This window comes from Klebsiella sp. D5A (genome assembly GCF_001620885.1).
Taxonomy (GTDB): domain Bacteria; phylum Pseudomonadota; class Gammaproteobacteria; order Enterobacterales; family Enterobacteriaceae; genus Klebsiella; species Klebsiella variicola.
Window position 1 is genome coordinate 20,223 of sequence record NZ_LOAR01000013.1, and the last position, 25,788, is coordinate 46,010.

Genomic DNA, 25,788 nt, shown 5'->3' on the forward strand with positions numbered 1-25,788 from the left:
TCGTGTGCTGCATCTTTGACGCATTCATTTATTGGTAACGCATGAACCCCATCGTAATTAATCGGCTTCAACGAAAGCTGGGCTACACTTTTCATCATCAGGAGCTGTTGCAACAGGCATTAACTCACCGCAGTGCCAGCAGCAAACATAATGAGCGCCTGGAGTTTTTAGGTGACTCCATTTTAAGTTTTGTGATCGCGAATGCGCTCTATCATCGTTTTCCTCGCGTAGACGAAGGCGATATGAGCCGCATGCGCGCGACGCTGGTGCGTGGCAACACGCTGGCGGAGATCGCTCGCGAGTTTGAACTGGGTGAGTGTCTGCGCCTCGGGCCGGGCGAACTGAAAAGCGGCGGTTTCCGTCGCGAATCCATTCTCGCGGACACCGTTGAAGCGTTAATTGGCGGGGTTTTCCTCGACAGCGATATTCAGAACGTTGAACGCTTAATCCTCTCCTGGTACCAGACCCGTCTGGACGAAATCAGTCCGGGCGATAAGCAAAAGGATCCGAAGACGCGTCTGCAGGAGTATCTGCAGGGACGTCATCTGCCGCTGCCGTCCTACCTGGTGGTCCAGGTGCGTGGCGAAGCGCACGATCAGGAATTTACTATCCACTGCCAGGTCAGTGGCCTGAGTGAACCGGTGGTTGGCACAGGTTCCAGCCGTCGCAAGGCGGAGCAGGCTGCCGCCGAACAGGCGCTGAAAAAACTGGAGCTGGAATGAGCGAAGAAAAAAGTTATTGCGGATTTGTCGCCATCGTTGGTCGTCCAAACGTTGGCAAATCCACGCTGTTGAATAAGCTGCTTGGGCAGAAGATTTCGATCACTTCCCGAAAAGCGCAAACGACGCGTCACCGCATCGTCGGTATCCATACCGAAGGGCCGTATCAGGCGATTTACGTCGATACCCCGGGCCTGCATATGGAAGAGAAGCGTGCCATTAACCGCTTAATGAACAAAGCGGCCAGCAGCTCAATTGGCGATGTTGAACTGGTCATTTTCGTGGTGGAAGGCACTCGCTGGACGCAAGACGACGAGATGGTGCTCAACAAGCTGCGTGACGCGAAAGCGCCAGTGATCCTCGCGGTCAATAAGGTGGATAACGTGCAGGACAAAGCGGAGCTATTGCCGCACCTGCAGTTCCTCGCCAGCCAGATGAACTTCCTCGACATTGTGCCGATCTCTGCGGAAACCGGCACCAACGTCGATACTATCGCGGCGATCGTGCGTAAGCATCTGCCGGAAGCGATCCATCACTTCCCGGAAGATTATATTACCGATCGTTCCCAGCGCTTTATGGCCTCCGAGATCATCCGTGAAAAACTGATGCGTTTTCTCGGTGCTGAGCTGCCGTACTCCGTCACTGTGGAAATCGAACGTTTCGTAACCAATGAGCGCGGCGGCTATGATATCAACGGCCTGATCCTCGTCGAGCGCGAAGGGCAGAAGAAGATGGTGATTGGCAATAAAGGCGCCAAAATTAAAACCATCGGTATCGAAGCGCGTAAGGACATGCAGGACATGTTTGAAGCGCCGGTACACCTCGAGCTGTGGGTCAAAGTGAAATCCGGCTGGGCCGATGACGAGCGCGCCCTGCGCAGTCTCGGTTACGTTGACGACCTCTGAGTTAACGCAACGTGGATGGATGGCAGCGCGCCTTTGTCCTGCATAGCCGACCGTGGAGCGAAACCAGCCTGATGCTGGACGTCTTCACGGAAGAATCGGGTCGTGTGCGCCTGGTGGCCAAAGGCGCACGCTCCAAACGCTCTAATCTCAAAGGCGCTTTACAGCCCTTTACCCCCTTACTGGTTCGCTTCGGCGGCCGCGGCGAAGTCAAAACCCTGCGCAGCGCGGAAGCCGTCTCGCTGGCGCTGCCGCTCAGTGGTATCACGCTCTACAGCGGTCTCTATGTGAACGAGCTTATCTCCCGCGTGCTGGAGCACGAAACACGCTTCTCCGAACTCTTTTTTGACTATCTGCACTGCATTCAGGCGCTTGCCGGAACCAGCGGCTCGCCGGAGCCCGCGTTGCGGCGTTTTGAGCTGGCGCTGCTCGGGCACCTTGGCTATGGCGTGGATTTTCTTCACTGCGCGGGCAGCGGTGAGCCGGTGGATGACACCATGACCTATCGCTATCGCGAAGAAAAGGGCTTTATTGCCAGCCTGGTGATTGATAACAACACGTTTACCGGGCACCATTTGAAAGCGTTGGCGAGTCGCGAATTTCCAGATGTTGATACGCTGCGCGCCGCGAAGCGCTTTACCCGTATCGCCCTGAAGCCCTATCTTGGCGGCAAACCGCTTAAGAGTCGGGAATTGTTTCGCCAGTTTATGCCCTCGCGAAAGGCGCGGGCGGATAATACGAATAATGATTAACGAGGATTGTCATGGCTGAATTACTGTTAGGGGTCAATATTGACCATATCGCGACCTTGCGTAACGCGCGCGGCACCGCCTATCCGGATCCGGTTCAGGCAGCGTTCATTGCCGAGCAGGCCGGCGCCGACGGCATCACCGTGCATCTGCGCGAAGACCGTCGCCATATTACCGATCGCGATGTGCGTATCCTGCGCGAGACGCTGCACACCCGGATGAATCTTGAAATGGCGGTCACCGAAGAGATGCTGACGATCGCCTGCGAAACCAAACCACACTTCTGCTGCTTGGTGCCGGAGAAACGTCAGGAAGTCACTACCGAAGGCGGACTGGACGTGGCCGGGCAGCGCGACAAGATGCGCGATGCCTGCCAACGCCTGGCGGATGCCGGTATCCTGGTGTCCCTGTTTATCGATGCGGATAACGAGCAGATCAAAGCGGCGGCAGACGTTGGCGCGCCCTATATCGAAATTCACACCGGCTGCTATGCCGATGCCAAAACCGACGCCGGGCAGGCGAAGGAGCTGGAACGTATTGCCAAAGCGGCCACCTATGCCGCCAGCCTTGGCCTGAAGGTGAATGCCGGCCACGGTCTGACCTATCACAACGTGAAAGCGATTGCTGCGCTGCCGGAAATGCATGAGCTGAATATCGGCCATGCGATTATCGGTCGCGCAGTGATGAGTGGCCTGAAAGAGGCGGTCGCGGAAATGAAGCGTCTGATGCTGGAAGCGCGCGGCTAATGGCCATTCTCGGGCTGGGTACCGACATCGTCGAGATCGCCCGCATCGAAGCGGTGATCGCCCGCAGCGGCGATCGCCTTGCCCGCCGGGTGCTGAGCGACCATGAATGGAGCATCTGGGAGCAGCATCAGCAGCCGGTGCGTTTCCTGGCGAAACGCTTTGCGGTCAAGGAAGCGGCGGCGAAAGCGCTGGGAACCGGGATCCGTAACGGACTGGCGTTTAATCAGTTCGAGGTATACAACGACGAGCTGGGCAAGCCGAAGCTGCGGCTATGGGGCGAAGCAAAGCTTTTGGCGGAACGAATGGGGGTAAGGGCTATTCATGTCACCCTCGCCGATGAACGCCACTACGCCTGCGCCACGGTGATTGTCGAAAGCTAGCCAGGATGGCGGTTAAATTTTATCCGCGTGGTGCATCAGCACGAATTTGTCCCACAGCTGTTCTTCACTCTCGACGTGTGCCGGATCTTTCAGGATCGTATTCGGGATCGGGCACACTTTCTGGCAGGTTGGCGTGTCGTAATGACCCACGCACTCGGTGCAGCGGTCGCTGTTAATTTCATAAATGCTATCACCCATCGAAATGGCCTCATTCGGGCACTCCGGTTCGCACATATCGCAGTTGATGCATTTTTTGGTAATTAACAGCGCCATCAGGAAAGTCTCAGAAACAACACAAACAGGGCGGGCATTATACGCCCATTTTCTGCTCAGACCAGCTTTTTCACCAGCGCTTCGCTATGGCGAATGCGCTCCGGCGCCCGCTCCAGATCCTGCTGCACCAGCCCCATAAACAGCAGGTCGGTGAGCATCATTTGCGCGCTGGTGGAGGAGATGGCCGCGCTGCGCGTCGCCTGCTCTTCGGCAATGGTATACAGGCAGTGGGTTGCCTGCTGCTGCAGGGCGTTAGGGCTAAAGCCGGTGATCGCCAGGATCTTGCAGCCCACGCGCAGCGCTTCACCTGCCGCCATATTGATCTCCCGGCGCTCACCGGAGTAAGAGATCGCCAGCAGCAGATCGTCGCTGGACATGGCCTGCACTGTCGCCAGCAGGGCGTGCATATCCTGCTCAGAAACCGCGTTGATGCCGATCTTCATCAGCTTCCAGCTAAAGTTACGCGCCACCAGACCGGACGCGCCGATGCCGGTGACGATCACCCGGCGGGCGTTGCGCAGCAGCGTGACGGCTTCCCGCAGCGTCTCTTCAGTATTGACGTCCAGCGAGGCATGCATGGCGGCGACATTGTCTTTAATGAGTTTCTCGCCGACCAGACGCAGCGGGTCGTCACCGCGAATGTGGTTATGTACCGGAACCGAGTGCGGATCCGGGCTGCTGGCCAGCGCTTCACTCAGCGCCAGCTTCAGCGCCGGAAAGCCTTTGAACCCCAGTTTCTGGGCAAATTTAACCACGCTGGACTGACTCACGCCGGCTTCCGCCGCCAGCTGCTGCGAGCTGAGGTGCCGGGTCTCATCGGGCTGGCTCAGAATATAATCGGCCAACTTTTTGTCGCTCGCCGCCAGGGTGGGATAGCGCTGACGAATACGCGTTAAACAGTTCATTGGAGCTCCGCTGGAGCCGTCCGGCTCGTGACTGACAGAATTTTTATTCGATTATAAGGGGTATACCACGAATTAAAAATTCTTGAGCCACAATTTTTCCTTCGCCTGCTAATTTAATTGTTCCTTAACGGCAGGGGATGTTTTCCCTCTTCGCGGCGTAAGGCTGTTAAGCTTAACCTAACGAGAAGCGAGTCCTGACATAAGGAGGCAGTTTGCAGCACAATGAACGGAAAGTGGTGTTTTTCGATCTGGACGGAACCTTGCATCAGCAGGATATGTTCGGCAGTTTCCTGCGCTACCTGCTGCGTAATCTGCCGCTAAACCTGCTGCTGGTGGTGGCGATGGGGCCGGCGATCCTTGCCGGGCTGGCGGTGTGTGGGCGGGCGGCGCGCTGGCCAATGAGCCTCCTGCTGTGGGCGTCAACCTTTGGCCGTCGCGAGGCGGTACTGAAGCGGCTGGAAGCGGAATTTGTCGGCTGGTTTCGCCATCATGTGACGGCGTTTCCGGTGGTTCATGCGCGGCTCACGGCCTACCTGACCAGTACCGATGCCGACGTCTGGTTAATCACCGGCTCGCCGCAGTCGCTGGTGGAGCAGGTCTATCGCGATACTCTCTGGCTGCCGCGGGTGAATCTGATAGCCAGCCGCACCGCGCGCCGCTGGGGCGGCTGGGTATTGACCCTGCGCTGCCTGGGGCATGAAAAAGTGGTGCAGCTGGAGAAAAAGATTGGCGCGCCGCTGCGGCTGTACAGCGGCTATAGCGACAGCGAGCAGGACAACCCGTTGCTCGGCTTTTGCCAGCATCGCTGGCGGGTAACGCCTCAGGGAGAGCTCCAGCAGCTGGAGTAATAGTGTGTAATTGATAGCGCCCATGTATAATGCGCCCCGCTTTTTCTGCTGGAGTGGCCGCTGTGTCTGACCTCGAACTCAATGATGAATACTGGATGCGTCATGCCCTGACGCTGGCAAAGCGCGCCTGGGAAGAGGGCGAGGTGCCGGTGGGCGCGGTGCTGGTGTATAACAACCAGGTCATCGGCGAGGGCTGGAACCGGCCGATCGGCCGTCACGACCCCACCGCTCACGCGGAAATTATGGCTTTACGCCAGGGCGGGCTGGTGCTGCAAAACTATCGCCTGATCGACGCCACGCTGTACGTGACCCTGGAGCCTTGCGTCATGTGTGCTGGCGCCATGGTGCACAGCCGTATCGCCCGCCTGGTCTTTGGCGCCAGGGATGCCAAGACCGGCGCCGCTGGCTCGCTAATAGATGTCCTGCACCATCCGGGAATGAATCATCGGGTTGAAATAAGCGAAGGCGTGCTGGCGGAGTCCTGCTCTACCATGCTGAGCGACTTCTTTCGCTGGCGGCGGGAAGAGAAAAAAGCGCTGAAGAAAGCCCGGGAGCAGACCGGAGAAGGTTAATACAGGTGGCCGGGGAGTTTTAACCGGGCATTATCCATCTGCTTATCGGCGCGAAACTTGAAAAAGGGCAGGGTGGTCTCCTGCGGCTGTTCGAGTTCATTCGGGAGCACGGCCGGGTAATCCTCCGCCAGGGCCAGCGTTTGCTGTTGCTGGCGCTCCTTCTCTGACAAATAGCCGACAAGGCTTATCTGATATTTGCGGATGTTTTCCACATAGGCGTAGGCCTCATGGCCGCGCGCGTAGCCGTATTTAAGTTTGCTGTAATAGGGCTTCTGGCTCAACAGGGGTAAACGCAGCTTAACGTCTGCCCAGCTGTTGGGATTGCCTTTTTGTTTGCGGGTGAGCGCCATGGCGTCCAGCATATGGGCATAGCCCATATTGTAAGCAGCCAGCGCAAACCAGATGCGTTCGTCTTTCGGAATCGAATCCGGCACTTTATCCATCATATCCTGCAGATAGCGCATGCCGCCGTCGATACTCTGCGCCGCATCGGTCCGGTCAGTCAGTCCCAGACTTTGCGCGGTGTTGCGCGTCAGCATCATCATGCCGCGCACGCCGGTGGGGGAAGTGGCCTGCGGATCCCAGTGGGATTCCTGCCAGGCGATCGCGGCCAGCAGGCGCCAGTCAATCTCGCGGGCGTACTTTTCAAATAGTGGCTGCACGTCCGGGAGAATATTTTCCACTGCACGGAGGAAGGTGCGGGTGTCGACATAATCGAAGTCGTTGCCGTGGCCGAGGTATTTCTCCTCCAGGCGCGCCAGCGTCCCGTCTTCATTAATGTTATTGAAGAAATCAAGCATTGCGGCCGACAGCGAATTATCTTCGCCCCGGGCGCTAAACCAGGTGACCGGCTGTTCGTCGGTGATATCCAGGGCCACCGCCAGCTCCGGATGGACGCGCTGAAACAGGCTGACGGCCACCGAATCGGCGACGGTGTAATCGAGTTTGCCGTCAATCACCGCCTGCATCAGCGCCGTGGTACCGCGCTTCTCGTCCACGCGCCAGGTAAGATCCGGATATTTCTCCGCTTTTAAGGCCTGCAGGTCGTTGATCGCCACGTGGCCCGGAGCGATAGTGAGTTGCTCGGCGGTTAGCGACGCGAGAGTGCGCGGCCGGATATTACCGACACGATAGACCAGCTGTTGGGAAACAGAATAGTAGGTGGGGCCAGCCTGGTAGTTTTTCACCCGCTCCTGGTTATAAACCAGACCGGCAGCCAGCATATCGGCCTGACCGTCGTCGAGGTCGTCAAACAGCTGGCTGATATTCTGCCGGACGGTTATCTTAAGCGTCACGCCCAGATAGTCAGCAAACTGCTTCGCCAGTTCATAATCCAGACCGAACGTTTTATCGTTCATGGTGGCGAAGGTCATCGGCGAGTTGATGGTGCTGATGCGCAGCTCGCCGCGAGCGATAATACCCGCCACCCGGTTCTCGGGTTTACTGGACCAGGGGATTGACGGCCACAGGGCCGCCGCCAGCAAAAGGGTGACAATGCCGATCAGCAGATAATTAATCTTTAATTTTTTCAGAGCGTTAATCTTCTGCAGCTTCAGGTTCCTCAGCAGGCGATGTCCGGAAAAAACGCAAGGTTGTCGTCGAATGTGCGGCATTCTGCTTAAGAATGCGCCAGTTGGCAACTTATTCGCGATGGTCGTCACATTTATTGATAAACAGCATCAATGATTTTATTTCTACGCAAACGGTTTCGTCGGGGCGCAGGATTCACTATAATGACGCCCGTTTCCCCCCCTGGCTCACCCTGAAAGCTTCGAAGACGAGAGACTTATGATGGAAATTTTGCGTGGTTCACCTGCACTGTCGGCATTCCGTATCAATAAACTGCTGGCACGATTTCAGGCGGCCAACCTTCCGGTAAGCGCCATATATGCCGAGTATATTCATTTTGCCGATCTGAACGCCCCGCTGAGCGCTGACGATCGCGAGCGCCTGGCGCGACTGCTTCAGTATGGCCCGAGCTTAAGCAGCCATACCCCGACCGGTAAATTACTGCTCGTGACCCCTCGCCCTGGCACCATCTCTCCTTGGTCTTCTAAAGCTACCGATATCGCTCACAACTGCGGTCTGACTCAGGTCGTGCGCCTGGAGCGCGGCGTGGCGTATTACGTTGAAGCCTCAACCCTGACCGAAGCGCAGTGGACTGCCGTGGCGGCGGAACTGCACGACCGCATGATGGAGAGCGTCTTCGACGCCCTGGAAGCTGGCGAGACGCTGTTTGCCCATCATCAGCCGACGCCGGTCACCAGCGTTGACCTGCTGGGCGAAGGCCGTCAGGCGCTGATTGACGCCAACCTCCGTCTGGGGCTGGCGCTGGCAGATGACGAAATTGACTACCTGCAGGATGCGTTTACCCGTCTGGGCCGCAACCCGAACGATATTGAGCTGTATATGTTCGCCCAGGCGAACTCTGAGCATTGCCGCCACAAGATTTTCAACGCCGACTGGATCATCGACGGCGAACAGCAGCCGAAGTCGCTGTTCAAAATGATCAAAAACACCTTCGAAAAAACGCCGGACTACGTCCTGTCGGCCTATAAAGACAATGCCGCGGTGATGGAAGGGTCTGAAGTGGGGCGCTATTTTGCCGACCACCAGACCGGGCGCTACGACTTCCATCAGGAGCCGGCGCACATTCTGATGAAAGTGGAAACCCATAACCACCCGACGGCCATCTCTCCATGGCCGGGCGCGGCAACCGGCTCCGGCGGCGAAATCCGTGATGAAGGCGCCACCGGCCGCGGCGCGAAGCCGAAAGCGGGCCTGGTGGGCTTCTCGGTTTCCAACCTGCGTATTCCGGGCTTCGAGCAGCCGTGGGAAGAAGATTTCGGTAAACCGGACCGCATTGTCACGGCCCTGGACATCATGACCGAAGGCCCGCTGGGCGGCGCGGCGTTTAACAACGAGTTTGGTCGTCCGGCGCTGAACGGCTACTTCCGCACCTATGAAGAGAGAGTCACCAGCCACAATGGCGAAGAGCTGCGCGGCTACCACAAACCGATCATGCTGGCCGGCGGTATCGGCAACATCCGCGGCGAGCATGTGCAGAAGGGCGAGATTACAGTCGGGGCGAAGCTGATCGTGCTGGGCGGCCCGGCGATGAACATCGGCCTCGGCGGCGGCGCGGCCTCTTCTATGGCCTCCGGCCAGTCCGATGCCGACCTCGATTTCGCCTCCGTACAGCGTGACAACCCGGAAATGGAACGCCGCTGTCAGGAAGTGATCGACCGCTGCTGGCAGCTGGGCGACGCCAATCCGATCCTCTTTATCCACGACGTTGGCGCGGGCGGTCTCTCCAACGCCATGCCGGAGCTGGTGAGCGACGGCGGCCGCGGCGGTAAATTCCAGCTGCGCGATATTCTCAGCGATGAGCCAGGGATGAGCCCGCTGGAGATCTGGTGTAACGAATCGCAGGAGCGTTATGTTCTGGCGGTCGCCCCGGAGCACCTGCCGCTGTTCGACGAACTGTGTCGCCGCGAACGCGCGCCTTATGCCGTTATCGGCGAAGCTACCGCGGAGCAGCACCTGAGCCTGAGCGACAGCCACTTTAACGATCAGCCGATCGACCTGCCGCTGGACGTTCTGCTCGGCAAAACGCCGAAAATGACCCGCGATGTGCAGACCCTGAAAGCCCAGGGCAGCGCGCTGGATCGCCAACCGATTACCCTTGCTGATGCGGTAAACCGTGTTCTGCACCTGCCGACGGTGGCCGAGAAAACCTTCCTCGTGACCATCGGCGACCGCACCGTGACCGGTATGGTCGCCCGCGACCAGATGGTCGGCCCGTGGCAGATCCCGGTGGCCAACTGCGCGGTGACCACCGCCAGCCTCGACAGCTACTACGGCGAAGCGATGGCGATGGGCGAGCGCGCCCCGGTTGCCCTGCTGGACTTCGCGGCCTCTGGCCGTCTGGCCGTCGGCGAAGCGCTGACCAACATCGCCGCCACGCAGATTGGCGAGCTGAATCGCGTGAAGCTGTCGGCTAACTGGATGGCCGCCGCAGGTCACCCGGGCGAAGACGCTGGCCTGTATGAGGCGGTGAAAGCGGTAGGCGAAGAGCTGTGTCCGGCGCTGGGCCTGACCATTCCGGTCGGTAAAGACTCGATGTCGATGAAAACCCGCTGGCAGGAAGGCAGCGAGCAGCGCGAGATGACCTCCCCGCTGTCGCTGGTGATCTCCGCTTTCGCCCGTGTCGAAGATGTTCGTCATACCGTCACGCCGCAGCTTTCTACAGAAGATAACGCTCTGCTGCTGATCGACCTCGGTAAAGGGCACAACGCGCTGGGCGCGACGGCGCTGGCGCAGGTCTATCGCCAGCTCGGCGACAAGCCGGCTGACGTGCGCGATGTCGCTCAGCTGAAAGGCTTCTGGGACGCGATGCAGGCCCTGGTGGCGCAGCGTAAACTGCTGGCCTACCACGACCGCTCCGACGGCGGCCTGCTGGTGACTCTGGCGGAAATGGCCTTTACCGGCCACTGTGGCCTGGAAGCAGATATCGCCGCGCTGGGCGATGATCGTCTGGCCGCGCTGTTCAATGAAGAGCTGGGGGCGGTGATCCAGGTGCGCGCTGCAGACCGTGAGGCGGTGGAAGCCATTCTGGCGGTTAACGGCCTGGCAGACTGCGTGCATTACCTTGGTAAAGCGGTCGAGGGCGATCGCTTCGTGCTGACCGCCAACGGTCAGACGGTGTTTAGCGAGAGCCGCACTACGCTGCGCATGTGGTGGGCGGAAACCACCTGGCAGATGCAGCGTCTGCGCGACAACCCGGCCTGCGCCGATCAGGAGCACGAGGCGAAAGCCAATGACGCCGATCCGGGCCTCAATGTGAAGCTTTCGTTTGAGATTAATGACGACATTGCGGCGCCGTACATTGCCACCGGCGCGCGTCCGAAAGTGGCCGTCCTGCGCGAGCAGGGGGTGAACTCCCACGTTGAAATGGCGGCAGCCTTCCATCGCGCCGGCTTTGACGCCATCGACGTGCATATGAGCGACCTGCTGGCGGGCCGCACCGGTCTGGGGGATTTCCATGCCCTGGTGGCCTGCGGCGGCTTCTCCTATGGTGACGTGCTGGGCGCGGGTGAAGGCTGGGCGAAGTCGATTCTGTTCAACGAGCGCGTGCGCGATGAGTTCGCGACGTTCTTCCATCGTCCGCAGACGCTGGCGCTCGGCGTGTGCAACGGCTGTCAGATGATGTCCAACCTGCGCGAGCTGATCCCGGGCAGCGACCTGTGGCCGCGCTTTGTGCGTAACCAGTCTGACCGCTTCGAAGCGCGCTTTAGCCTGGTGGAAGTGACGCAAAGCCCATCCCTGCTGCTGGAAGGCATGGTTGGCTCACGGATGCCGATTGCGGTCTCCCACGGCGAAGGTCAGGTGGAAGTGCGCGACAGCGCGCATCTGGCCCAGCTGGAGAGCAAAGGTCTGGTGGCGCTGCGCTTCGTGGATAACTTTGGCAAAGTGACCGAAACCTATCCGGCGAACCCGAACGGTTCCCCGAACGGTATCACCGCGGTGACCAGCGAAAGCGGGCGCGCGACCATCATGATGCCGCACCCGGAACGCGTCTTCCGCACCGTAAGCAACTCCTGGCACCCGGAGAACTGGGGCGAGGACAGCCCGTGGATGCGTATCTTCCGTAACGCGCGTAAACAGCTGGGTTAACCTTCCGGCAGCGCCTCATGTGAATGTATCAGCCCCCTGCTCAGGCAGGGGGCTTTTTTTATCTGTGATGGCCGGCACGCCAGGGTGTCGGGAATTGCCGACAACCCCTATGTTATGGTGTCGTCAATAGGAGACACTTAACATATTGATTTTATTGAGCAGTGGTGCGGCGCCTGTTTAGTGTCGTCAATTAGCGACAATATGAATAAAAAATGTACGGTTCCGGTATGGCAATGATCGTGAGCTAATATCATATATATCAGCGTGTTAATAAAATGTTTTGAAAGGTGGCATAGTTCATGCATAATATTAACCAGTGGCTCATTCACCTTCTTATGTCAGCCCCTTCGGGACGCGCTACATAAACTTCGAATGACGCACAAACAGGTGCCTGCCGTCCAACTCCTGATAACAGCCTGGCTTTATCAGACATCGGGCGAAACGTCGAGTAAGGCACCGCCTCATTCCTGAACAAAGCCAGGCCTTGCGCCTGGCTTTGTTGTTTCTGCGGCGCAGTAACCAGCGGTAGCGCTTTTCTCCGGCGCGCTCCTCAGTTAGCATCGACCAGAGCTAATGATTGAGACAACATCCTTGAAGCGACTCTCTCTTTTTCCCCGTTCGCTGCGTCAACTGGTGACGCTCTCCTTTGTGCTGATCCTGCTGCCGCTGTTGGTGCTGGCGTGGCAGGCCTGGCAGAGCCTGAATGCCCTTAGCGCCCAGGCGGCGCATATTAACCGCACTACGCTGGTCGATGCCCGACGCAGCGAGGCGATGATCAATGCTGCGCTGGAGATGGAGCGCAGCTATCGCCAGTACTGCGTGCTGGACGATCCGACGCTGGCGCGGGTGTATCAGAATCAGCGACAGCGCTACAGCCAGATGCTGGATGCCCATGCCGGCGTGCTACCGGACGAGAAACTCTGGCAGGCGCTGCGTCAGGACGTCAGCGATCTGGCGCAGTTGCAGTGTAAAAATAGCGGCCCCGATGCCCAGGCGGCCGCCAGACTGGAAGTTTTCGCCAGCAATAACAGCGATATGGTGCAGGCGACCCGGGCAGTCGTCTATTCCCGCGGCCAGCAGCTGCAGCAGGAGATTGCCGAACGCGGCCAGTTTTTCGGCTGGCAGGCGCTGGTGCTGTTTCTGCTGAGCCTGGCGCTGGTGCTGCTCTTCACCCGTATGATTATCGGTCCGGTGAAAGGCATAGAAAGAATGATCAATCAGCTGGGGGCAGGGAAGTCGCTGGACGACGCCGCATTGTTTACCGGCCCGCGCGAGCTGCGCTCGGTGGGCAAGCGCATCATCTGGCTCAGCGAGCGCCTGGCGTGGCTGGAGTCGCAGCGGCATCAATTTCTTCGTCATCTGTCGCATGAGCTGAAAACCCCGCTGGCCAGTATGCGTGAAGGTACCGAGCTGTTGGCCGACCGGGTCGCCGGGCCACTGACCCCTGAGCAGCAGGAGATCGTCGAGATCCTCGACAGCAGTAGTCGTAACCTGCAAAAGCTGATTGAACAGTTGCTGGATTACAACCGAAAACAGGCCGACGGCCCGGTGGCTCGCGAAGCGGTGGACCTGGTGGACCTGGTGGAAAGTGTCGTGGCGGCGCACAGCCTGCCCGCGCGGGCTAAACTGATGCATACTGAACTGACGCTGCAGGCGCGGCGTTGCCTGGCAGAGCCTGCGTTATTGATAAGCGTAATGGATAATCTCTACTCCAATGCGGTGCACTATGGCGCTGAATCCGGTAACATCCGTATCCACAGCTACCGGCACGGAGAGCAGGTGCGTATTGATGTCGCCAACAGCGGCGAACCGATCCCGGCCGCGGAAAAGAATATGATTTTCGAGCCTTTTTACCAGGGGAGTCACCAGCGTAAAGGGGCCGTTAAGGGCAGTGGGCTGGGGTTGAGTATCGCCCGCGACTGCGTCCGGCAGATGCAAGGGGAGCTCAGCTTAGTTGACGCGCCCGCCGGGCAGGTCTGTTTTCGCATTACGCTTCCCTCAGCGCCGGAATAATCCAACTTATGAATCGATATCGGGGAACTATGTCCCAATTCCTGGCCTGGCGCCGTTCCCTTCGCGGATGGCTGCTTTCAGGCATTGCTTGTCTGACGCTGGCGGGGTGTTCCGCCGGCTTTTCACCGCATACTGCGGAAGGTACCGCCGCCTCCGGGCAGGCGCAGCATCAGGTGGCCGATTTTGTCGCGGTCGACTGCGCGGACATCTGGGCGCACAGCAGCGATGCCAGCGACAAAAATCCCCTCTACTGGCTGCGGGGTATTGACTGTGCCGATCGCCTCGCTCCGGCGCAGGCGAGGGCGGAGGCGAAACGCCATACCGACGACAGCTGGCAGGACGCGTTCCGTCGCGGCATCCTCCTTGCTGATGCCAAAATTACTCCCGACGAGCGTCGCGACCTGGTGGCGCGTCTCGATACCTTCAGCCCGCAAATCGCCGTTCAGGTTCGCCCGCTGTATCAGCTCTGGCGCGATGGTCAGACCCGTCAGCTGCAGCTGGTGGAAGAGCGTGCCCGTTACGCGAAGCTTCAGCAGTCCAGCGATAGCGAACTGGAGATGCTGCGTCAGCAGGAACAGGCGCTGCGCGAACAGCTGGAGCTGACCACCCGTAAGCTGGAGAACCTGACGGATATCGAACGCCAGCTCTCCAGCCGTAAGCCGGGTGGCAATTTTGGCAGCGAAAAGGTGCCGGAGGTGATCCATGACGATCCGTAAACCGGCGCGTTTGCTGCTGGTAGATGACGATCCGGGGCTGCTGAAGCTGCTGGGCATGCGCCTGGTCAGCGAAGGCTATAGCGTGGTCACCGCCGAGAGCGGGCCGGAAGCGCTGCGCGTGCTGGGGCGTGAGAAAGTGGATCTGGTGATTAGCGATCTGCGGATGGATGAAATGGATGGCCTGCAGTTGTTCAGCGAGATCCAGAAGGGGCTGCCCGGCATGCCGGTGATTATTCTCACCGCCCATGGTTCGATTCCCGACGCCGTGGCCGCGACCCAGCAGGGGGTGTTCAGCTTCCTGACCAAGCCGGTCGATAAAGATGCCTTGTATAAAGCCATTGATGAGGCGCTGGAGCAGCGCTCGCCGGCCACCGACGAAGCCTGGCGCCAGGCGATTGTGACCCGCAGCCCGCTGATGCTGCGTCTGCTTGAGCAGGCCGGGATGGTGGCGCAATCGGATGTCAGCGTGCTGATTAACGGCCAGAGTGGGACCGGGAAGGAGATCGTCGCCCAGGCGATCCATAACGCCAGCCCGCGTCATGATAAACCGTTCGTGGCGATCAACTGCGGCGCGCTGCCGGAACAGCTGCTCGAATCCGAACTGTTTGGCCATGCGCGGGGCGCCTTTACCGGCGCGGTCAGTAACCGTGAAGGATTATTCCAGGCCGCTGAGGGCGGTACGCTGTTTCTCGACGAGATCGGTGATATGCCGGTTGCGCTGCAGGTGAAGCTGCTGCGCGTCCTGCAGGAGCGTAAGGTGCGTCCGCTGGGCAGCAACCGCGATATCGAGATCAACGTGCGGATCATCTCCGCCACCCATCGCGACCTGCCGAAGGCGATGGCCCGCGGCGAGTTCCGCGAAGATCTGTTTTACCGACTCAACGTGGTGAATCTGAAGATCCCACCGCTTTCCGAACGGGCTGAGGATATCCCGCTGCTGGCTAATCATTTGCTGCGCCAGTCCGCCGATCGCCATAAGCCGTTTGTCCGGGCGTTTTCCAGCGATGCGATGAAGCGGCTGATGGCCGCCAAGTGGCCGGGTAACGTGCGCCAGCTGGTGAACGTGATTGAGCAGTGTGTGGCCCTGACCTCGTCGCCGGTGATTGGCGACGCGCTGGTGGAGCAGGCGCTGGAAGGAGAGAATACCGCGCTGCCGACCTTCGTGGAGGCGCGCAATCAGTTTGAGCTGAACTACCTGCGCAAGCTGCTGCAAATTACTAAAGGCAATGTCACCCACGCCGCGCGGATGGCAGGGCGCAACCGCACCGAATTCTATAAACTGCTGTCGCGCCATGAGCTCGACGCCAACGACTTTAAAGAGTAGCTCCGCAACATAGCGCAAGTTATGATACGGTAAGCAACCGGTTACGCGACTAAGACAGGAACACCATGAAAAAGATTGATGCGATTATTAAACCTTTCAAACTGGATGACGTGCGTGAAGCGCTGGCCGAAGTCGGCATCACCGGGATGACGGTGACGGAAGTGAAGGGCTTTGGCCGCCAGAAAGGTCATACCGAGCTGTACCGCGGTGCGGAGTACATGGTGGATTTTCTGCCAAAAGTAAAAATTGAAATCGTGGTGACCGACGATATCGTCGATACCTGTGTGGATACCATCATCCGTACGGCGCAGACCGGCAAGATTGGCGACGGCAAGATCTTTGTCTTCGACGTCGCGCGGGTCATTCGTATCCGTACTGGTGAAGAAGACGACGCGGCGATTTAATCCTCGCCGCTCGCTGCAGTATTGCCGGGTGAGGCTGCGCTTACCCGGCCTACAAATCCCCGCGTCGTCGGGGCTTACAGGACCTTATGCGGGCCGAAACATTCGTAATGAATGTTGTCTTTATTAACCCCTAATTCTACCAGCTGCTTCGCTGCAAACTGCATAAACGCTACCGGGCCGCAGAGATAGAACTGCATCTGCGGGGCGCGAATATTGTCCGCCACTGCCGCTAAATCCATCAAACCTTCGCTATCAAAACGTCCAGTCTGACGGTCGGCTTCGCTCGGGTTGCGATACCACACGTGAGAGGTAAACGCCGGCAGCGCCGCGCCAAGCGCACTCACTTCATCGGCAAAGGCGTGAACGTCGCCATTTTCCGCCGCATGGAACCAGTTCACCTGACCCTGATGACCGCTCTTCGCCAGCGCATCCAGCATCGCCAGCATCGGCGTTTGCCCGACGCCCCCGGAGAGCAGGGTGACCGGCGTCTGTGGTTCAACGTTAAGGAAGAAGTCACCCGCCGGGGCGGCTAAATAGACCACATCGCCTTCGCTGGCATGGTTATGCAGCCAGCTGGAAACCTGACCGCCGTCCTCACGTTTTACCGCGATGCGGTAGCCTTTGCCGTCTGCTTTGCGGGTTAAAGAGTATTGACGAATTTCCTGATAGTCGAAGCCTTCCGGTTTCAGCCAGATGGCCAGGTACTGGCCAGGCTGGTAATCGGCGACCGGCTGGCCATCAACCGGTTCGAGCTCAAAGCTGGTGATAAGCTGGCTGCGCGGGGTTTTCTTCACGATGCGGAACGCGCGGGTCCCTTCCCAGCCGCCGGTTTTACTGGCGTTTTGCTGATAAATTTCTGCTTCGCGGCCGATAAAGACGTTCGCCAGCACGCCGTAAGCTTTTCCCCAGGCATCAAGCACGTCCTGACCCGGGCTGAACATTTCATCGAGGGTCGCCAGCAGATGGCTGCCAACGATGTTGTACTGCTCCGGTTTGATCTGGAAGCTGGTGTGTTTCTGGGCGATTTTTTCCACCGCCGGCAGCAGGGCGGGCAGGTTATCGATATTGCTGGCGTAGGCGGCAATGGCGTTGAATAACGCTTCGCGCTGATCGCCGTTGCGCTGGTTGCTCATGTTGAAGATCTCTTTGAGCTCCGGATTATGCGCGAACATACGATCGTAGAAATGGGCGGTGAGCTTTGGGCCGGTCTCTACCAGCAGGGGGATGGTGGCTTTGACCGTGGCGATGGTTTGAGCGTCGAGCATAGCGTGCTTCCTTGTGTGTTATCTTATTGATGCATTTTAAATGCATCTTATAGAAATAACCCTGCTATGTAAATGGTTCTTTAACACTTAACCCCGATGCCGTTACAACATGAAGAATTTGCATCACAAACCTGAAAAGAAATCCGTTGATAATGAGAGAGACGTTATTGCTCAAAGCCTTGTGTCATGCGGAGCCAATCGTTTGCGTAAAATCCTTTGTCAAGACCTGTTATCACAGAATGATTAGGTTATACTGTGGGCCGTTGTCCAATCGGACCGCCTTTTTAGGCCGAAATTTTATTGTTAGCTGAGTCAGGAGATGCGGATGTTAAAGCGTGAAATGAACATTGCCGATTATGATGCCGAACTGTGGCAGGCTATGGAGCAGGAAAAAGTACGTCAGGAAGAGCACATCGAACTGATCGCCTCCGAAAACTACACCAGTCCGCGCGTCATGCAGGCGCAGGGCTCTCAGCTGACCAACAAATATGCTGAAGGGTATCCGGGCAAGCGTTACTACGGCGGCTGTGAATATGTCGACGTGGTTGAGCAACTGGCTATCGACCGCGCGAAAGAACTGTTCGGCGCTGACTATGCTAACGTCCAGCCGCACTCCGGCTCTCAGGCTAACTTTGCGGTCTACACCGCGCTGCTGCAGCCGGGCGATACCGTGCTCGGTATGAACCTGGCGCAGGGCGGCCACCTGACTCACGGCTCTCCGGTTAACTTCTCCGGCAAACTGTACAACATCATCCCTTACGGTATTGATGAGTCCGGTAAAATTGACTATGACGACATGGCGAAGCAGGCTCAGGAACACAAACCGAAGATGATCATCGGTGGTTTCTCCGCTTACTCCGGTATCGTTGACTGGGCGAAAATGCGTGAAATCGCTGACAGCATCGGCGCTTACCTGTTCGTCGATATGGCGCACGTGGCAGGCCTGATTGCCGCGGGTGTGTATCCGAACCCGGTTCCGCATGCTCACGTTGTGACCACCACCACCCACAAAACCCTGGCGGGTCCGCGCGGCGGCCTGATTCTGGCGAAAGGCGGTAGCGAAGAGCTGTACAAAAAACTGAACTCTGCCGTGTTCCCAAGCGCGCAGGGCGGCCCGCTGATGCACGTTATCGCGGCGAAAGCGGTGGCGCTGAAAGAAGCGATGGAGCCAGAGTTTAAAGTTTACCAGCAGCAGGTTGCGAAAAACGCCAAAGCGATGGTGGAAGTGTTCCTTAACCGCGGCTACAAAGTGGTTTCTGGCGGTACTGAGAACCACCTGTTCCTGCTGGATCTGGTGGATAAAAACCTGACCGGTAAAGAAGCTGACGCCGCCCTGGGCCGCGCCAACATCACCGTGAACAAAAACAGTGTGCCGAACGATCCGAAGAGCCCGTTCGTGACTTCCGGTATCCGTATCGGTTCTCCGGCTGTGACTCGCCGCGGCTTCAAAGAAGCGGAAGTTAAAGAGCTGGCTGGCTGGATGTGTGACGTGCTGGACAATATCAATGACGAAGCGGTCATTGAACGTGTGAAAGGCAAAGTGCTGGATATCTGCGCCCGTTTCCCGGTTTATGCGTAAGCGTTAACGTTGCAATAAAAAAGGCCGCGATTGCGGCCTTTTTTGTGTCTGCCGATTAGCGGCGGTCGAGCGAAATCGCTCCGGGGCCGGTAATCGCCAGCAGCAGAAAAGCGCCGGCGATGCTGACGTTTTTCCAGAAATTAATCATGTTCGGCAATACCGCATCGCCGGTCATATCCCAGTAATGATGGCCAATCACCGCCGTACCCAGCGTATAAAAAATAAAGATGACCGCCAGCGGGCGGGTGAAAAAGCCCAACACAATTAAGATCGCGGCAGGGACCTCCATTATCACAGCGATAATCGCCGCCAGCGTCGGCATCGGCGCGCCGGAGGCGGCCATGTACTGCACCGTACCGCCAAAGCCTAACAGTTTCGGATAACCAAAAAGGATAAACAGGACCACCACGGCGATGCGGGCGATGAGCAGCAGCAAGGAGAGGGAAGCGCCAAAATCAAAATAGCGGAGTGTGTTCATAATCAGCTCGTTATGAGAGAAGTGTGATTTAAACGTAATACACAAATTTGCCCGCCGCCATGGAGAGAAAATAATAATGTTGCGCTTCGTTTCATCAGGATTTGGCTGCGGGGTTGCTCGCACTTTGATGCCCGGTTATCGGATTTTATTTAATACAACCGGCGATGGGATGGTGCTCGCTCTGTGATGTGTGTCACGATTTAAAGACAAATGTACTCAACTTCCATATAGAGAGTGAGACACCGGTTTACTCAAGATGGGGTTTGTCGCCAGACTGTCGCCACCATTCGGGAGGAAATCATGGTCTTGCACTCCACGCGCTGGCTGGCGCTCAGTTATTTCACCTACTTTTTTAGCTACGGTATTTTTCTGCCCTTCTGGAGCGTCTGGCTGGCCGGAAACGGGCTGACTCCGGAAACCATCGGCCTGTTGCTTGGCGCCGGCCTGGTGGCCCGTTTTCTTGGGAGCCTGCTGATTGCCCCGCGGGTCAGCGATCCCTCCCGGCTCATTGCCGCGTTGCGCGTGCTGGCCCTGTTAACGTTGCTTTTCGCGCTGGCCTTCTGGGTCGGCAGTCACGTGGCATGGCTGCTGGCGGTCATCATCGGCTTCAACCTGTTCTTTTCGCCGCTGGTGCCGCTGACGGATGCCCTGGCCAATACCTGGCAAAAGCAGATCACCATGGACTATGGCCGGGTACGGCTATGGGGCTCCATTGCCTTTGTCATCGGTTCGGCGCTGACCGGCAAGCTGGTCAGTCTGTTTGACTACCGGGCGATCCTGCTGATGTTAAGCCTGGGTGTCGCCTCGATGCTGCTGGGTATGCTGCTTAAGCCGTCGGTGATGCCCCACGGGGAGTCGCGCCAGCAGCAGGGAGCAGGACTGACGGCCTGGCTGACGCTGGTACGCCAGAGCTGGCGCTTTCTCGCCTGCGTCTGTTTGCTACAGGGGGCGCACGCCGCCTACTACGGCTTTAGCGCCATCTACTGGCAGCAGGCCGGCTATTCTGCCTCGGCGGTCGGTTATCTGTGGTCGTTAGGCGTGGTGGCGGAAGTGGTGATCTTCGCGTTGAGTAAAAAGGTGTTCCGCCGCTTCAGCGCACGCGACCTGCTGCTGCTCTCCGCCGTCTGCGGGCTGATTCGCTGGGGACTGATGGGCTGGACCACGGCGCTGCCGGGACTCCTCCTTGCGCAGATCCTTCACTGTGGCACCTTCACGGTGTGTCACTTGGCGGCGATGCGCTATATCGCCGCCCGTCAGGGCAGCGAAGTGATCCGCCTGCAGGCCGTCTACTCCGCGGTGGCGATGGGCGGGAGTATTGCCATCATGACCGTCTTCGCCGGTTTCCTCTATCAGCACCTGCACCAGGGCGTGTTCTGGGTAATGGCCCTGCTGACGATCCCGGCGCTGATTATCCGGCCAAAAGCGGTGGCGGCCTAGTCCTCAAGCATCGCGCAGATATGCTGCTGTTGGCGTTCAGTGAAGCAGTTCTCCGCGTGGATCAGCGGCGGCGAAAACAGCGGTAGCGCCGTCGCATAAGGGGTGACGATAAGCGTCACCCCTTTGGGCGCACCTTCCTTCTGAAAGCGCTCTACGGTCTGGTATTTGATATTCAGCGGCAGCAGCGTGAGTTCGCGCAGCTGCTGTTCCAGAGCCTCTTCTATAGCCGGGTTGTCATCGGTTAGCAACAGCACCTGTTTTTCGTGCAGGTCGCTTTTCTGCATCAGCCAGGCGCCAAAGATCACCGCGATTAAGCCAGTCTCTTCCTCATTAAAACGGATGTGCCAGGCTTCCTCGAATTCGCTCAATGCCGCCTGGGTGGTACGCAGTAAGCGAGGATAGAGCCGGCTCACTTCCTCCGTGAGCGTGCTGTCGATGCCGATGGCAAACACGCTGCGGATCAACGCCTGCGATAAATGAATATAGAGTTGATCGCTGAGCCCCTGCTCATCACTGAAAGCCCTGCCGGCGAGGACCTGGAAGCGATGGATCAGGCCGGAGATAGCCAGTCGCAGGCGGCGATCGTGCGGGTGACCGTCGCGGACCGGGTCGGGGGTTTTGAGCAACATAAACAGTAACGAGAGGAAGAAGGGCTCTCCAACATGCGGCGGAGCGCCGACCCGGCGCTGCCAGTGGCGGACAATCTCCTGCGCCAGGGTAAACTCGGCGGCGGTCTGGGCCCAACGCTGCTGTTCATCATTGAAGTCCGGAGAGTATCCCCGGTGATGCTCAAGCAGACAGTACTGCAGATATAAGCGCAGAAACTGCACGTCGCGGCAGTCAAACTGGCGATTGAGCGCCCGCGCGCAGCGGTTCACCAGCGCCTGCAGATTGGTATCATCGTATAAGGTACGGGCAATGCCTTCCTGTTTAAGCTGCGTTTTCAGGGCAGGGGTAAAATGATGATTGACGAACTGCGGGCAGAGGCGTAGCCCCCGCCGCAGCGCATGCAGCAGACATAAACGTTGGTCGAGCGCGGCGCCTTCAATCCGATAGCTGCCGTCCACCTCTGACCGGAGGGTCAAACGGTGGTAACGCTGAATTTCGCGTCCGGTCTCCTCAATATCCTGCCGGGCCGTGGTCTCATCAACGAGGTTGATCCTGCCAAGCCGTTCAGTCGTCACCGACTGTCCGGGCAGATAAAACATCAGGAGCACCTGGCTACGGCGCTGTGGACTGGAAAGCGCAGATGGTGGTTCAATGACGGTCATCATCTGGTAAGTTCCAGTTAGGGTTTTCGCTAAGAATAGACAATGGCAGAGGCGGGGGCAGGGCGAAACGCCCGCTTTAGCTCAGGATTGCTGGTGAAGTTCACAGAATTTTTCACGTGAGGAACAGATGAACAGAGTGAAACAATGCACCAGCGCGGCGTTTTTCATGGTTTTATCATTTTCAGCCGCCGCGCATCCGCATAGCTTCATTAGTTTGCAGAGCGAGCCGGTGGTTAAAGACGGTCTGCTGAGCGGGTTTAAAATGCGCTGGACCATGGATGAAATTACCTCATCGGATCTGCTCTATGACGCCGGTAACGCCAAACCGGGCAGCGAAGTATGGAAAAAGCTGGCGGCGGAGGTGATGGCCAACGTACTCGGCCAGCACTATTTCAGCGAGCTGTGGCACAACGGCCAGCGGGTGAAATTTGAAAATCGTCCCGACGGCTATGGCCTCGAGCGTGACGGACTGCAGGCGGTACTGACCTTTACGCTGCCGCTGGCGACGCCGCAACCCGTTGCCGGGCAGACGTTTACCTTTTCCACCTTCGACCCGACCTACTACGTCGACATGTTTTATGACAAGGATAGCGATTTTTCCCTGCCCGCCGCGCTGCGGGCCGCCTGTAAGGCAACGGTGATGACGCCAAAACCGAACGACAAAATGCTCTCGTACGCTCAGTCGCTGGATAAAGCGGATGCGCCGCCGGAGGATATGGCGCTGGGCAGCTATTTTGCCCAGAAGGTGACCCTGACATGTCAGTAATTTTCACCCCCCGCGCGCGATCCTCGCGCTGGAAAGCGCTGTGGCCGCTGGCGCTGTTGCTGGCTGTGAGCATCATCGGCGGCATTTGGCTATGGCGGGCGTGGCCGCAGGTGCTGATGCAGAGCGCGGTCTGGCAGCGCTCGTTGAATCTGGAACTCAGCCGCCTGCTGCAGGCGGTGGCGGAGAACCCGGCAGCGGCGGGCCTGTCGCTGCTCGGGTTCAGTTTCGTTTATGGTGTAGTGCATGCCTTAGGGCCCGGCCATGGCAAAATTGTCATTACTACCTGGCTCGCCACCCATCCCTCGAAGCTGAAATCAAGCATTAACCTGACGCTGGCCGCCTCTTTATTACAGGGGCTGGTGGCCATCGCGCTGGTGGTCGTGGTGCTGGCGCTGCTGCAGCTGCCGGCGCGCCAGCTGCATCTCAGCAGTTTCTGGCTGGAGAAGGGCAGCTATCTGCTGGTGGGCGCATTAGGCTTGCTGCTGTGCTGGCGGGCGTTAAAAAAGCTGCGTCTGCTGCTGAGCCGGCCAACGTTTACCGCTTTTACCCCACATCATGTTCATCACGAGCATTGCGGCTGCGGGCATCAGCATCTCCCGGCGCCGGATCAGCTTCAGAGCGGCGACGACTGGCGGGCACGCGCCGCGATCGTCCTGTCGATGGGCATGCGCCCCTGCTCGGGAGCGATCATGGTGCTGCTGTTCAGCAAGGTGATCGGGGTGTTCAGTTGGGGAATGGCGGCGGCGCTGGCGATGGCGGCGGGAACCTCGTTGACCATCACGGCGCTGGCGCTGCTGGTGCACAGTTTTCGCCAGCTGGCGGTGAAGTTGGGTCAGCATCAGGCGCCGCCGCTGTGGCGTCAGGTGGGCTGGCTGACGCTGGCGCTGGCCGGCGGTGTGATTTTGCTGGCGGCGGCAGGAGTGATGTGGTTCACCGCGGTCCCGGCCGGCGGTGGGATCCGCCCGTTTTAGTCAGACGCCGGGCGCAAATCCGAAAGTGGGCGCCTGTGCTTGCCGCTGGCGAAGCGATGCTCTAGTTTTCCGCTTTTCGGCGGATGACAAGGAGTCGCTATGGCCGCAAATATCGTTTCTTCCGCACCGAGCGGGCGGTTTTATTATGGCTGCGCCGGTGCCGCCGGGCTGCTGGCGGGCCTGGCGATCGTTTACTGGTTTCCGGCGCTGGCCAGCTGGTGGCCGTCAGATCTGGTGCGCGTCTACCACGCCATGTCGTATGTCATGGGATTCGGGGTGTCGCGTATCGGGGATATCCCGCTGGTGGCCTACGCCACCTTAACGCTGTCGGGTTTCGTCATGGCTTTTTGCCACCCCGGGCACAGTAAACTGCCCATTGTTGCCTGGGCTGTGCATAATCAGCCTTCGCCACGGGAGATGGTCGATTGGATCCTGCGCAGCTGGGTATTGCAGTTCGGTTTCCTGGTGATCATTTTCTGGCGTTTTGCTTTCATGGGGAAGCTGACCAGCTATCGGCTGATGCAGTTCGTGGGCATCTTTAACGACGTCTGCTATCTGGCCACGCTGGTGCTGGCTGGGATACTGCTGCGCGATAGCTGGCGAGACTTTCAAGGCGTTTCCGCACCGGCAAGCAATATTCGCATTCCGCTGATCTTTGCCCTGAGCTTTTATCTGCCGTTTCAGCTGGTATGGATTTTACTCAGTGCGCAGCAGTTCGAGTTGCCGCTGTGGGGATGGCTGCTGCTGGTTCCGGCGATGGTCGGCGTGCTGTTAGCCCGCCTGGCGACAGTAGGAATAGCGTTGTGTTTCCGGCGCTGGCTGGGACCGCAGGGCTGCCTGCGCTGGCGCGGGCCGCTGGCCTTGTTTAGCGGCCTGACGGTACTGTGCATCGGCGGCAATGCGGTGATTCGCCAGATCCTCAACATGATAAAATGACATAAAAAAAGGAAGCCGCGGCTTCCTTTTTGACATCTGTAAGAGATTAACGCTTCAGCGCATCGCTCAGCTGCTCACGCATATTCGCCAGCATCGCTTTCACCACGCGCGGGTTACCGGCAACGATGTTGCCCGTCAGCAGGTAGTTATGGCCACCGGTGAAGTCGCAGACAATCGCGCCAGCTTCACGGGCGATCAGCTCGCCTGCGGCGAAATCCCAAGGCTTCAGGGCGATCTCAAAGTAACCGTCAACGCGGCCGGCGGCTACATAGGCCAGATCCAGCGCGGCAGAGCCGGTGCGACGGAAGTCGGCACATTCGGTAAACATGTTGCCGAGAATATTCATGTAAGTGGTGGCGTGCTGCTTCGCTTTGAACGGGAAGCCGGTCGCGATGATGGTGCCGTCGAGGTCGCGAGCGTTGCTGCCGCGCAGACGGTAGCCGTTCAGCTGCGCGCCCTGGCCGCGGGTCGCGGTAAACAGTTCGTTACGCATCGGATCGTAAACCACCGCGACTTCAGTACGACCTTTGATGCGTACGGCGATGGAAACAGAGAAGTGGGGCAGACGTTTAACGAAGTTGGTGGTGCCATCCAGTGGATCGATAACCCATTGAACATCCTGCTCTTCACCAGCGTGTTCACCGCTTTCTTCGGTGATAATGGTGTGCTGCGGGTAAGATTTGCGAATGGTTTCGATAATAATCGCTTCAGCGGCTTTATCGACGTTGGTCACAAAATCATTGCTGCCTTTCTGGCTGGTTTCTACGGTGTCTGGCGTTTCGTAGTGCTTGGCAATTAAATTACCCGCCTTGCGCGCGGCGCGCACGGCGATGTTCAGCATCGGATGCATCGGTCTCT

General features: G+C 58.4%; 24 protein-coding genes. 17 read left to right on the forward strand and 7 right to left on the reverse strand.

Features of this window, described 5'->3' with window-relative positions; all coding sequences use genetic code 11:
* Nucleotides 1-41 precede the first annotated feature (41 nt).
* Genes rnc through acpS form a run of 5 tightly spaced genes read left to right on the forward strand, consistent with a single transcriptional unit; the run spans nt 42 to nt 3,496 of the window.
* Complete coding sequence (rnc, locus tag AS136_RS18550; protein WP_002914065.1) at nt 42-722, forward strand: ribonuclease III; 681 nt, start codon at nt 42-44, stop codon at nt 720-722.
* On the forward strand, nt 719-1,624 hold the full coding sequence (gene era / locus AS136_RS18555) for a GTPase Era (RefSeq protein WP_008803768.1): 906 nt from the start codon (nt 719-721) through the stop codon (nt 1,622-1,624). Before rnc ends, era begins: the two co-directional genes overlap by 4 nt.
* Nucleotides 1,625-1,635: 11 nt before the next feature.
* Nucleotides 1,636-2,373: a DNA repair protein RecO gene (recO, locus tag AS136_RS18560; protein ID WP_016161647.1), complete on the forward strand. Its 738-nt coding sequence runs from the start codon at nt 1,636-1,638 to the stop codon at nt 2,371-2,373.
* 11 nt (nt 2,374-2,384) lie between these two features.
* The gene (gene pdxJ, locus AS136_RS18565) at nt 2,385-3,116 is read left to right on the forward strand and encodes a pyridoxine 5'-phosphate synthase (RefSeq protein WP_008803770.1); all 732 of its coding nucleotides are present in this window, start codon (nt 2,385-2,387) and stop codon (nt 3,114-3,116) included.
* Nucleotides 3,116-3,496, forward strand: a complete 381-nt coding sequence (gene acpS / locus AS136_RS18570; RefSeq protein ID WP_008803771.1) for a holo-ACP synthase — start codon at nt 3,116-3,118, stop codon at nt 3,494-3,496. The genes pdxJ and acpS overlap by 1 nt, the downstream gene beginning before the upstream one ends.
* 12 nt (nt 3,497-3,508) lie before the next feature.
* On the opposite strand, the gene AS136_RS18575 is transcribed toward acpS, so the two are convergent.
* Both AS136_RS18575 and AS136_RS18580 read right to left on the reverse strand, forming a co-directional pair.
* Nucleotides 3,509-3,769, reverse strand: a complete 261-nt coding sequence (locus tag AS136_RS18575; RefSeq protein ID WP_004144350.1) for a YfhL family 4Fe-4S dicluster ferredoxin — start codon at nt 3,767-3,769, stop codon at nt 3,509-3,511.
* 56 nt (nt 3,770-3,825) lie between these two features.
* Nucleotides 3,826-4,674: a MurR/RpiR family transcriptional regulator gene (locus AS136_RS18580; protein WP_004144349.1), complete on the reverse strand. Its 849-nt coding sequence runs from the start codon at nt 4,672-4,674 to the stop codon at nt 3,826-3,828.
* Between the two features lie 212 nt (nt 4,675-4,886).
* Between AS136_RS18580 and yfhb the strand changes: the two genes are divergently transcribed.
* Together yfhb and tadA are read left to right on the forward strand one after the other, a co-directional pair.
* Nucleotides 4,887-5,522, forward strand: coding sequence for a phosphatidylglycerophosphatase C (gene yfhb, locus AS136_RS18585; RefSeq protein WP_008803773.1), 636 nt, complete (start codon nt 4,887-4,889; stop codon nt 5,520-5,522).
* A gap of 62 nt (nt 5,523-5,584) precedes the next feature.
* A complete protein-coding gene (gene tadA / locus AS136_RS18590; protein ID WP_032700879.1) occupies nt 5,585-6,094 on the forward strand; it encodes a tRNA adenosine(34) deaminase TadA in 510 nt (169 codons plus the stop codon).
* Here tadA and mltF read toward each other — a convergent pair.
* Complete coding sequence (gene mltF / locus AS136_RS18595) at nt 6,091-7,707, reverse strand: membrane-bound lytic murein transglycosylase MltF (RefSeq protein WP_008803775.1); 1,617 nt, start codon at nt 7,705-7,707, stop codon at nt 6,091-6,093. The two genes, tadA and mltF, sit on opposite strands and share 4 nt — an antisense overlap.
* Nucleotides 7,708-7,882: 175 nt before the next feature.
* Here mltF and purL point away from each other — a divergent pair, with 175 nt between their 5' ends.
* The 5 genes from purL to glnB all read left to right on the forward strand — a co-directional run bounded on the left by purL (nt 7,883) and on the right by glnB (nt 16,227).
* Nucleotides 7,883-11,770 (forward strand): phosphoribosylformylglycinamidine synthase, encoded by a 3,888-nt coding sequence (gene purL / locus AS136_RS18600; protein WP_022064868.1) that lies wholly within the window; start codon nt 7,883-7,885, stop codon nt 11,768-11,770.
* Nucleotides 11,771-12,361: 591 nt separating this feature from the next.
* Nucleotides 12,362-13,783, forward strand: coding sequence for a sensor histidine kinase (locus tag AS136_RS18605; RefSeq protein WP_022064869.1), 1,422 nt, complete (start codon nt 12,362-12,364; stop codon nt 13,781-13,783).
* Nucleotides 13,784-13,812: 29 nt separating this feature from the next.
* Complete coding sequence (qseG, locus tag AS136_RS18610) at nt 13,813-14,499, forward strand: two-component system QseEF-associated lipoprotein QseG (protein ID WP_022064870.1); 687 nt, start codon at nt 13,813-13,815, stop codon at nt 14,497-14,499.
* Entirely contained in the window at nt 14,486-15,823 is a 1,338-nt protein-coding gene (gene glrR / locus AS136_RS18615) for a two-component system response regulator GlrR (protein WP_008803779.1), read from the forward strand. The genes qseG and glrR overlap by 14 nt, the downstream gene beginning before the upstream one ends.
* Nucleotides 15,824-15,888: 65 nt before the next feature.
* Entirely contained in the window at nt 15,889-16,227 is a 339-nt protein-coding gene (gene glnB, locus AS136_RS18620) for a nitrogen regulatory protein P-II (RefSeq protein ID WP_002914032.1), read from the forward strand.
* A 74-nt stretch (nt 16,228-16,301) separates the two neighbouring features.
* On the opposite strand, the gene hmpA is transcribed toward glnB, so the two are convergent.
* Nucleotides 16,302-17,492: an NO-inducible flavohemoprotein gene (hmpA, locus tag AS136_RS18625; RefSeq protein ID WP_023323107.1), complete on the reverse strand. Its 1,191-nt coding sequence runs from the start codon at nt 17,490-17,492 to the stop codon at nt 16,302-16,304.
* 325 nt (nt 17,493-17,817) lie between these two features.
* Here hmpA and glyA point away from each other — a divergent pair, with 325 nt between their 5' ends.
* Complete coding sequence (glyA, locus tag AS136_RS18630) at nt 17,818-19,071, forward strand: serine hydroxymethyltransferase (RefSeq protein ID WP_008803781.1); 1,254 nt, start codon at nt 17,818-17,820, stop codon at nt 19,069-19,071.
* Between the two features lie 55 nt (nt 19,072-19,126).
* Here glyA and AS136_RS18635 read toward each other — a convergent pair whose 3' ends face one another.
* Nucleotides 19,127-19,549, reverse strand: a complete 423-nt coding sequence (locus AS136_RS18635) for a DoxX family protein (RefSeq protein WP_023323106.1) — start codon at nt 19,547-19,549, stop codon at nt 19,127-19,129.
* 300 nt (nt 19,550-19,849) lie between these two features.
* On the opposite strand from AS136_RS18635, the gene AS136_RS18640 reads away from it, so the two are divergent.
* Nucleotides 19,850-20,986, forward strand: coding sequence for a 3-phenylpropionate MFS transporter (locus AS136_RS18640; RefSeq protein ID WP_008803783.1), 1,137 nt, complete (start codon nt 19,850-19,852; stop codon nt 20,984-20,986).
* Here the strand turns inward: AS136_RS18640 and csiE are convergent.
* A complete protein-coding gene (csiE, locus tag AS136_RS18645; RefSeq protein ID WP_012967436.1) occupies nt 20,983-22,260 on the reverse strand; it encodes a stationary phase inducible protein CsiE in 1,278 nt (425 codons plus the stop codon). The genes AS136_RS18640 and csiE overlap by 4 nt on opposite strands.
* A 124-nt stretch (nt 22,261-22,384) precedes the next feature.
* Between csiE and AS136_RS18650 the strand changes: the two genes are divergently transcribed.
* From AS136_RS18650 to AS136_RS18660, 3 genes are all read left to right on the forward strand, one after another.
* Nucleotides 22,385-23,023, forward strand: a complete 639-nt coding sequence (locus AS136_RS18650) for a DUF1007 family protein (RefSeq protein ID WP_012967437.1) — start codon at nt 22,385-22,387, stop codon at nt 23,021-23,023.
* Nucleotides 23,014-23,994 (forward strand): nickel/cobalt transporter, encoded by a 981-nt coding sequence (locus tag AS136_RS18655; RefSeq protein ID WP_012540864.1) that lies wholly within the window; start codon nt 23,014-23,016, stop codon nt 23,992-23,994. The genes AS136_RS18650 and AS136_RS18655 overlap by 10 nt, the downstream gene beginning before the upstream one ends.
* Before the next feature lie 99 nt (nt 23,995-24,093).
* Nucleotides 24,094-24,930, forward strand: a complete 837-nt coding sequence (locus AS136_RS18660; protein ID WP_022064874.1) for a hypothetical protein — start codon at nt 24,094-24,096, stop codon at nt 24,928-24,930.
* A 46-nt stretch (nt 24,931-24,976) separates the two neighbouring features.
* On the opposite strand, the gene suhB is transcribed toward AS136_RS18660, so the two are convergent.
* Entirely contained in the window at nt 24,977-25,780 is an 804-nt protein-coding gene (gene suhB / locus AS136_RS18665) for an inositol-1-monophosphatase (RefSeq protein WP_008803788.1), read from the reverse strand.
* Nucleotides 25,781-25,788 lie beyond the last annotated feature (8 nt).

Coding starts and splice junctions, on each gene's coding strand:
- glnB (WP_002914032.1), top strand. CDS start 15,889: ATGAAAAAGATTGATGCGATTATTAAACCTTTCAAACTGGATGACGTG.
- AS136_RS18580 (WP_004144349.1), bottom strand. CDS start 4,674: ATGAACTGTTTAACGCGTATTCGTCAGCGCTATCCCACCCTGGCGGCG.
- pdxJ (WP_008803770.1), top strand. CDS start 2,385: ATGGCTGAATTACTGTTAGGGGTCAATATTGACCATATCGCGACCTTG.
- era (WP_008803768.1), top strand. CDS start 719: ATGAGCGAAGAAAAAAGTTATTGCGGATTTGTCGCCATCGTTGGTCGT.
- AS136_RS18635 (WP_023323106.1), bottom strand. CDS start 19,549: ATGAACACACTCCGCTATTTTGATTTTGGCGCTTCCCTCTCCTTGCTG.
- purL (WP_022064868.1), top strand. CDS start 7,883: ATGATGGAAATTTTGCGTGGTTCACCTGCACTGTCGGCATTCCGTATC.
- acpS (WP_008803771.1), top strand. CDS start 3,116: ATGGCCATTCTCGGGCTGGGTACCGACATCGTCGAGATCGCCCGCATC.
- hmpA (WP_023323107.1), bottom strand. CDS start 17,492: ATGCTCGACGCTCAAACCATCGCCACGGTCAAAGCCACCATCCCCCTG.
- AS136_RS18640 (WP_008803783.1), top strand. CDS start 19,850: ATGGTCTTGCACTCCACGCGCTGGCTGGCGCTCAGTTATTTCACCTAC.
- qseG (WP_022064870.1), top strand. CDS start 13,813: ATGTCCCAATTCCTGGCCTGGCGCCGTTCCCTTCGCGGATGGCTGCTT.
- AS136_RS18660 (WP_022064874.1), top strand. CDS start 24,094: ATGGCCGCAAATATCGTTTCTTCCGCACCGAGCGGGCGGTTTTATTAT.
- AS136_RS18650 (WP_012967437.1), top strand. CDS start 22,385: ATGAACAGAGTGAAACAATGCACCAGCGCGGCGTTTTTCATGGTTTTA.
- suhB (WP_008803788.1), bottom strand. CDS start 25,780: ATGCATCCGATGCTGAACATCGCCGTGCGCGCCGCGCGCAAGGCGGGT.
- glyA (WP_008803781.1), top strand. CDS start 17,818: ATGTTAAAGCGTGAAATGAACATTGCCGATTATGATGCCGAACTGTGG.
- AS136_RS18575 (WP_004144350.1), bottom strand. CDS start 3,769: ATGGCGCTGTTAATTACCAAAAAATGCATCAACTGCGATATGTGCGAA.
- AS136_RS18655 (WP_012540864.1), top strand. CDS start 23,014: ATGTCAGTAATTTTCACCCCCCGCGCGCGATCCTCGCGCTGGAAAGCG.
- rnc (WP_002914065.1), top strand. CDS start 42: ATGAACCCCATCGTAATTAATCGGCTTCAACGAAAGCTGGGCTACACT.
- csiE (WP_012967436.1), bottom strand. CDS start 22,260: ATGATGACCGTCATTGAACCACCATCTGCGCTTTCCAGTCCACAGCGC.
- mltF (WP_008803775.1), bottom strand. CDS start 7,707: ATGCCGCACATTCGACGACAACCTTGCGTTTTTTCCGGACATCGCCTG.
- glrR (WP_008803779.1), top strand. CDS start 14,486: ATGACGATCCGTAAACCGGCGCGTTTGCTGCTGGTAGATGACGATCCG.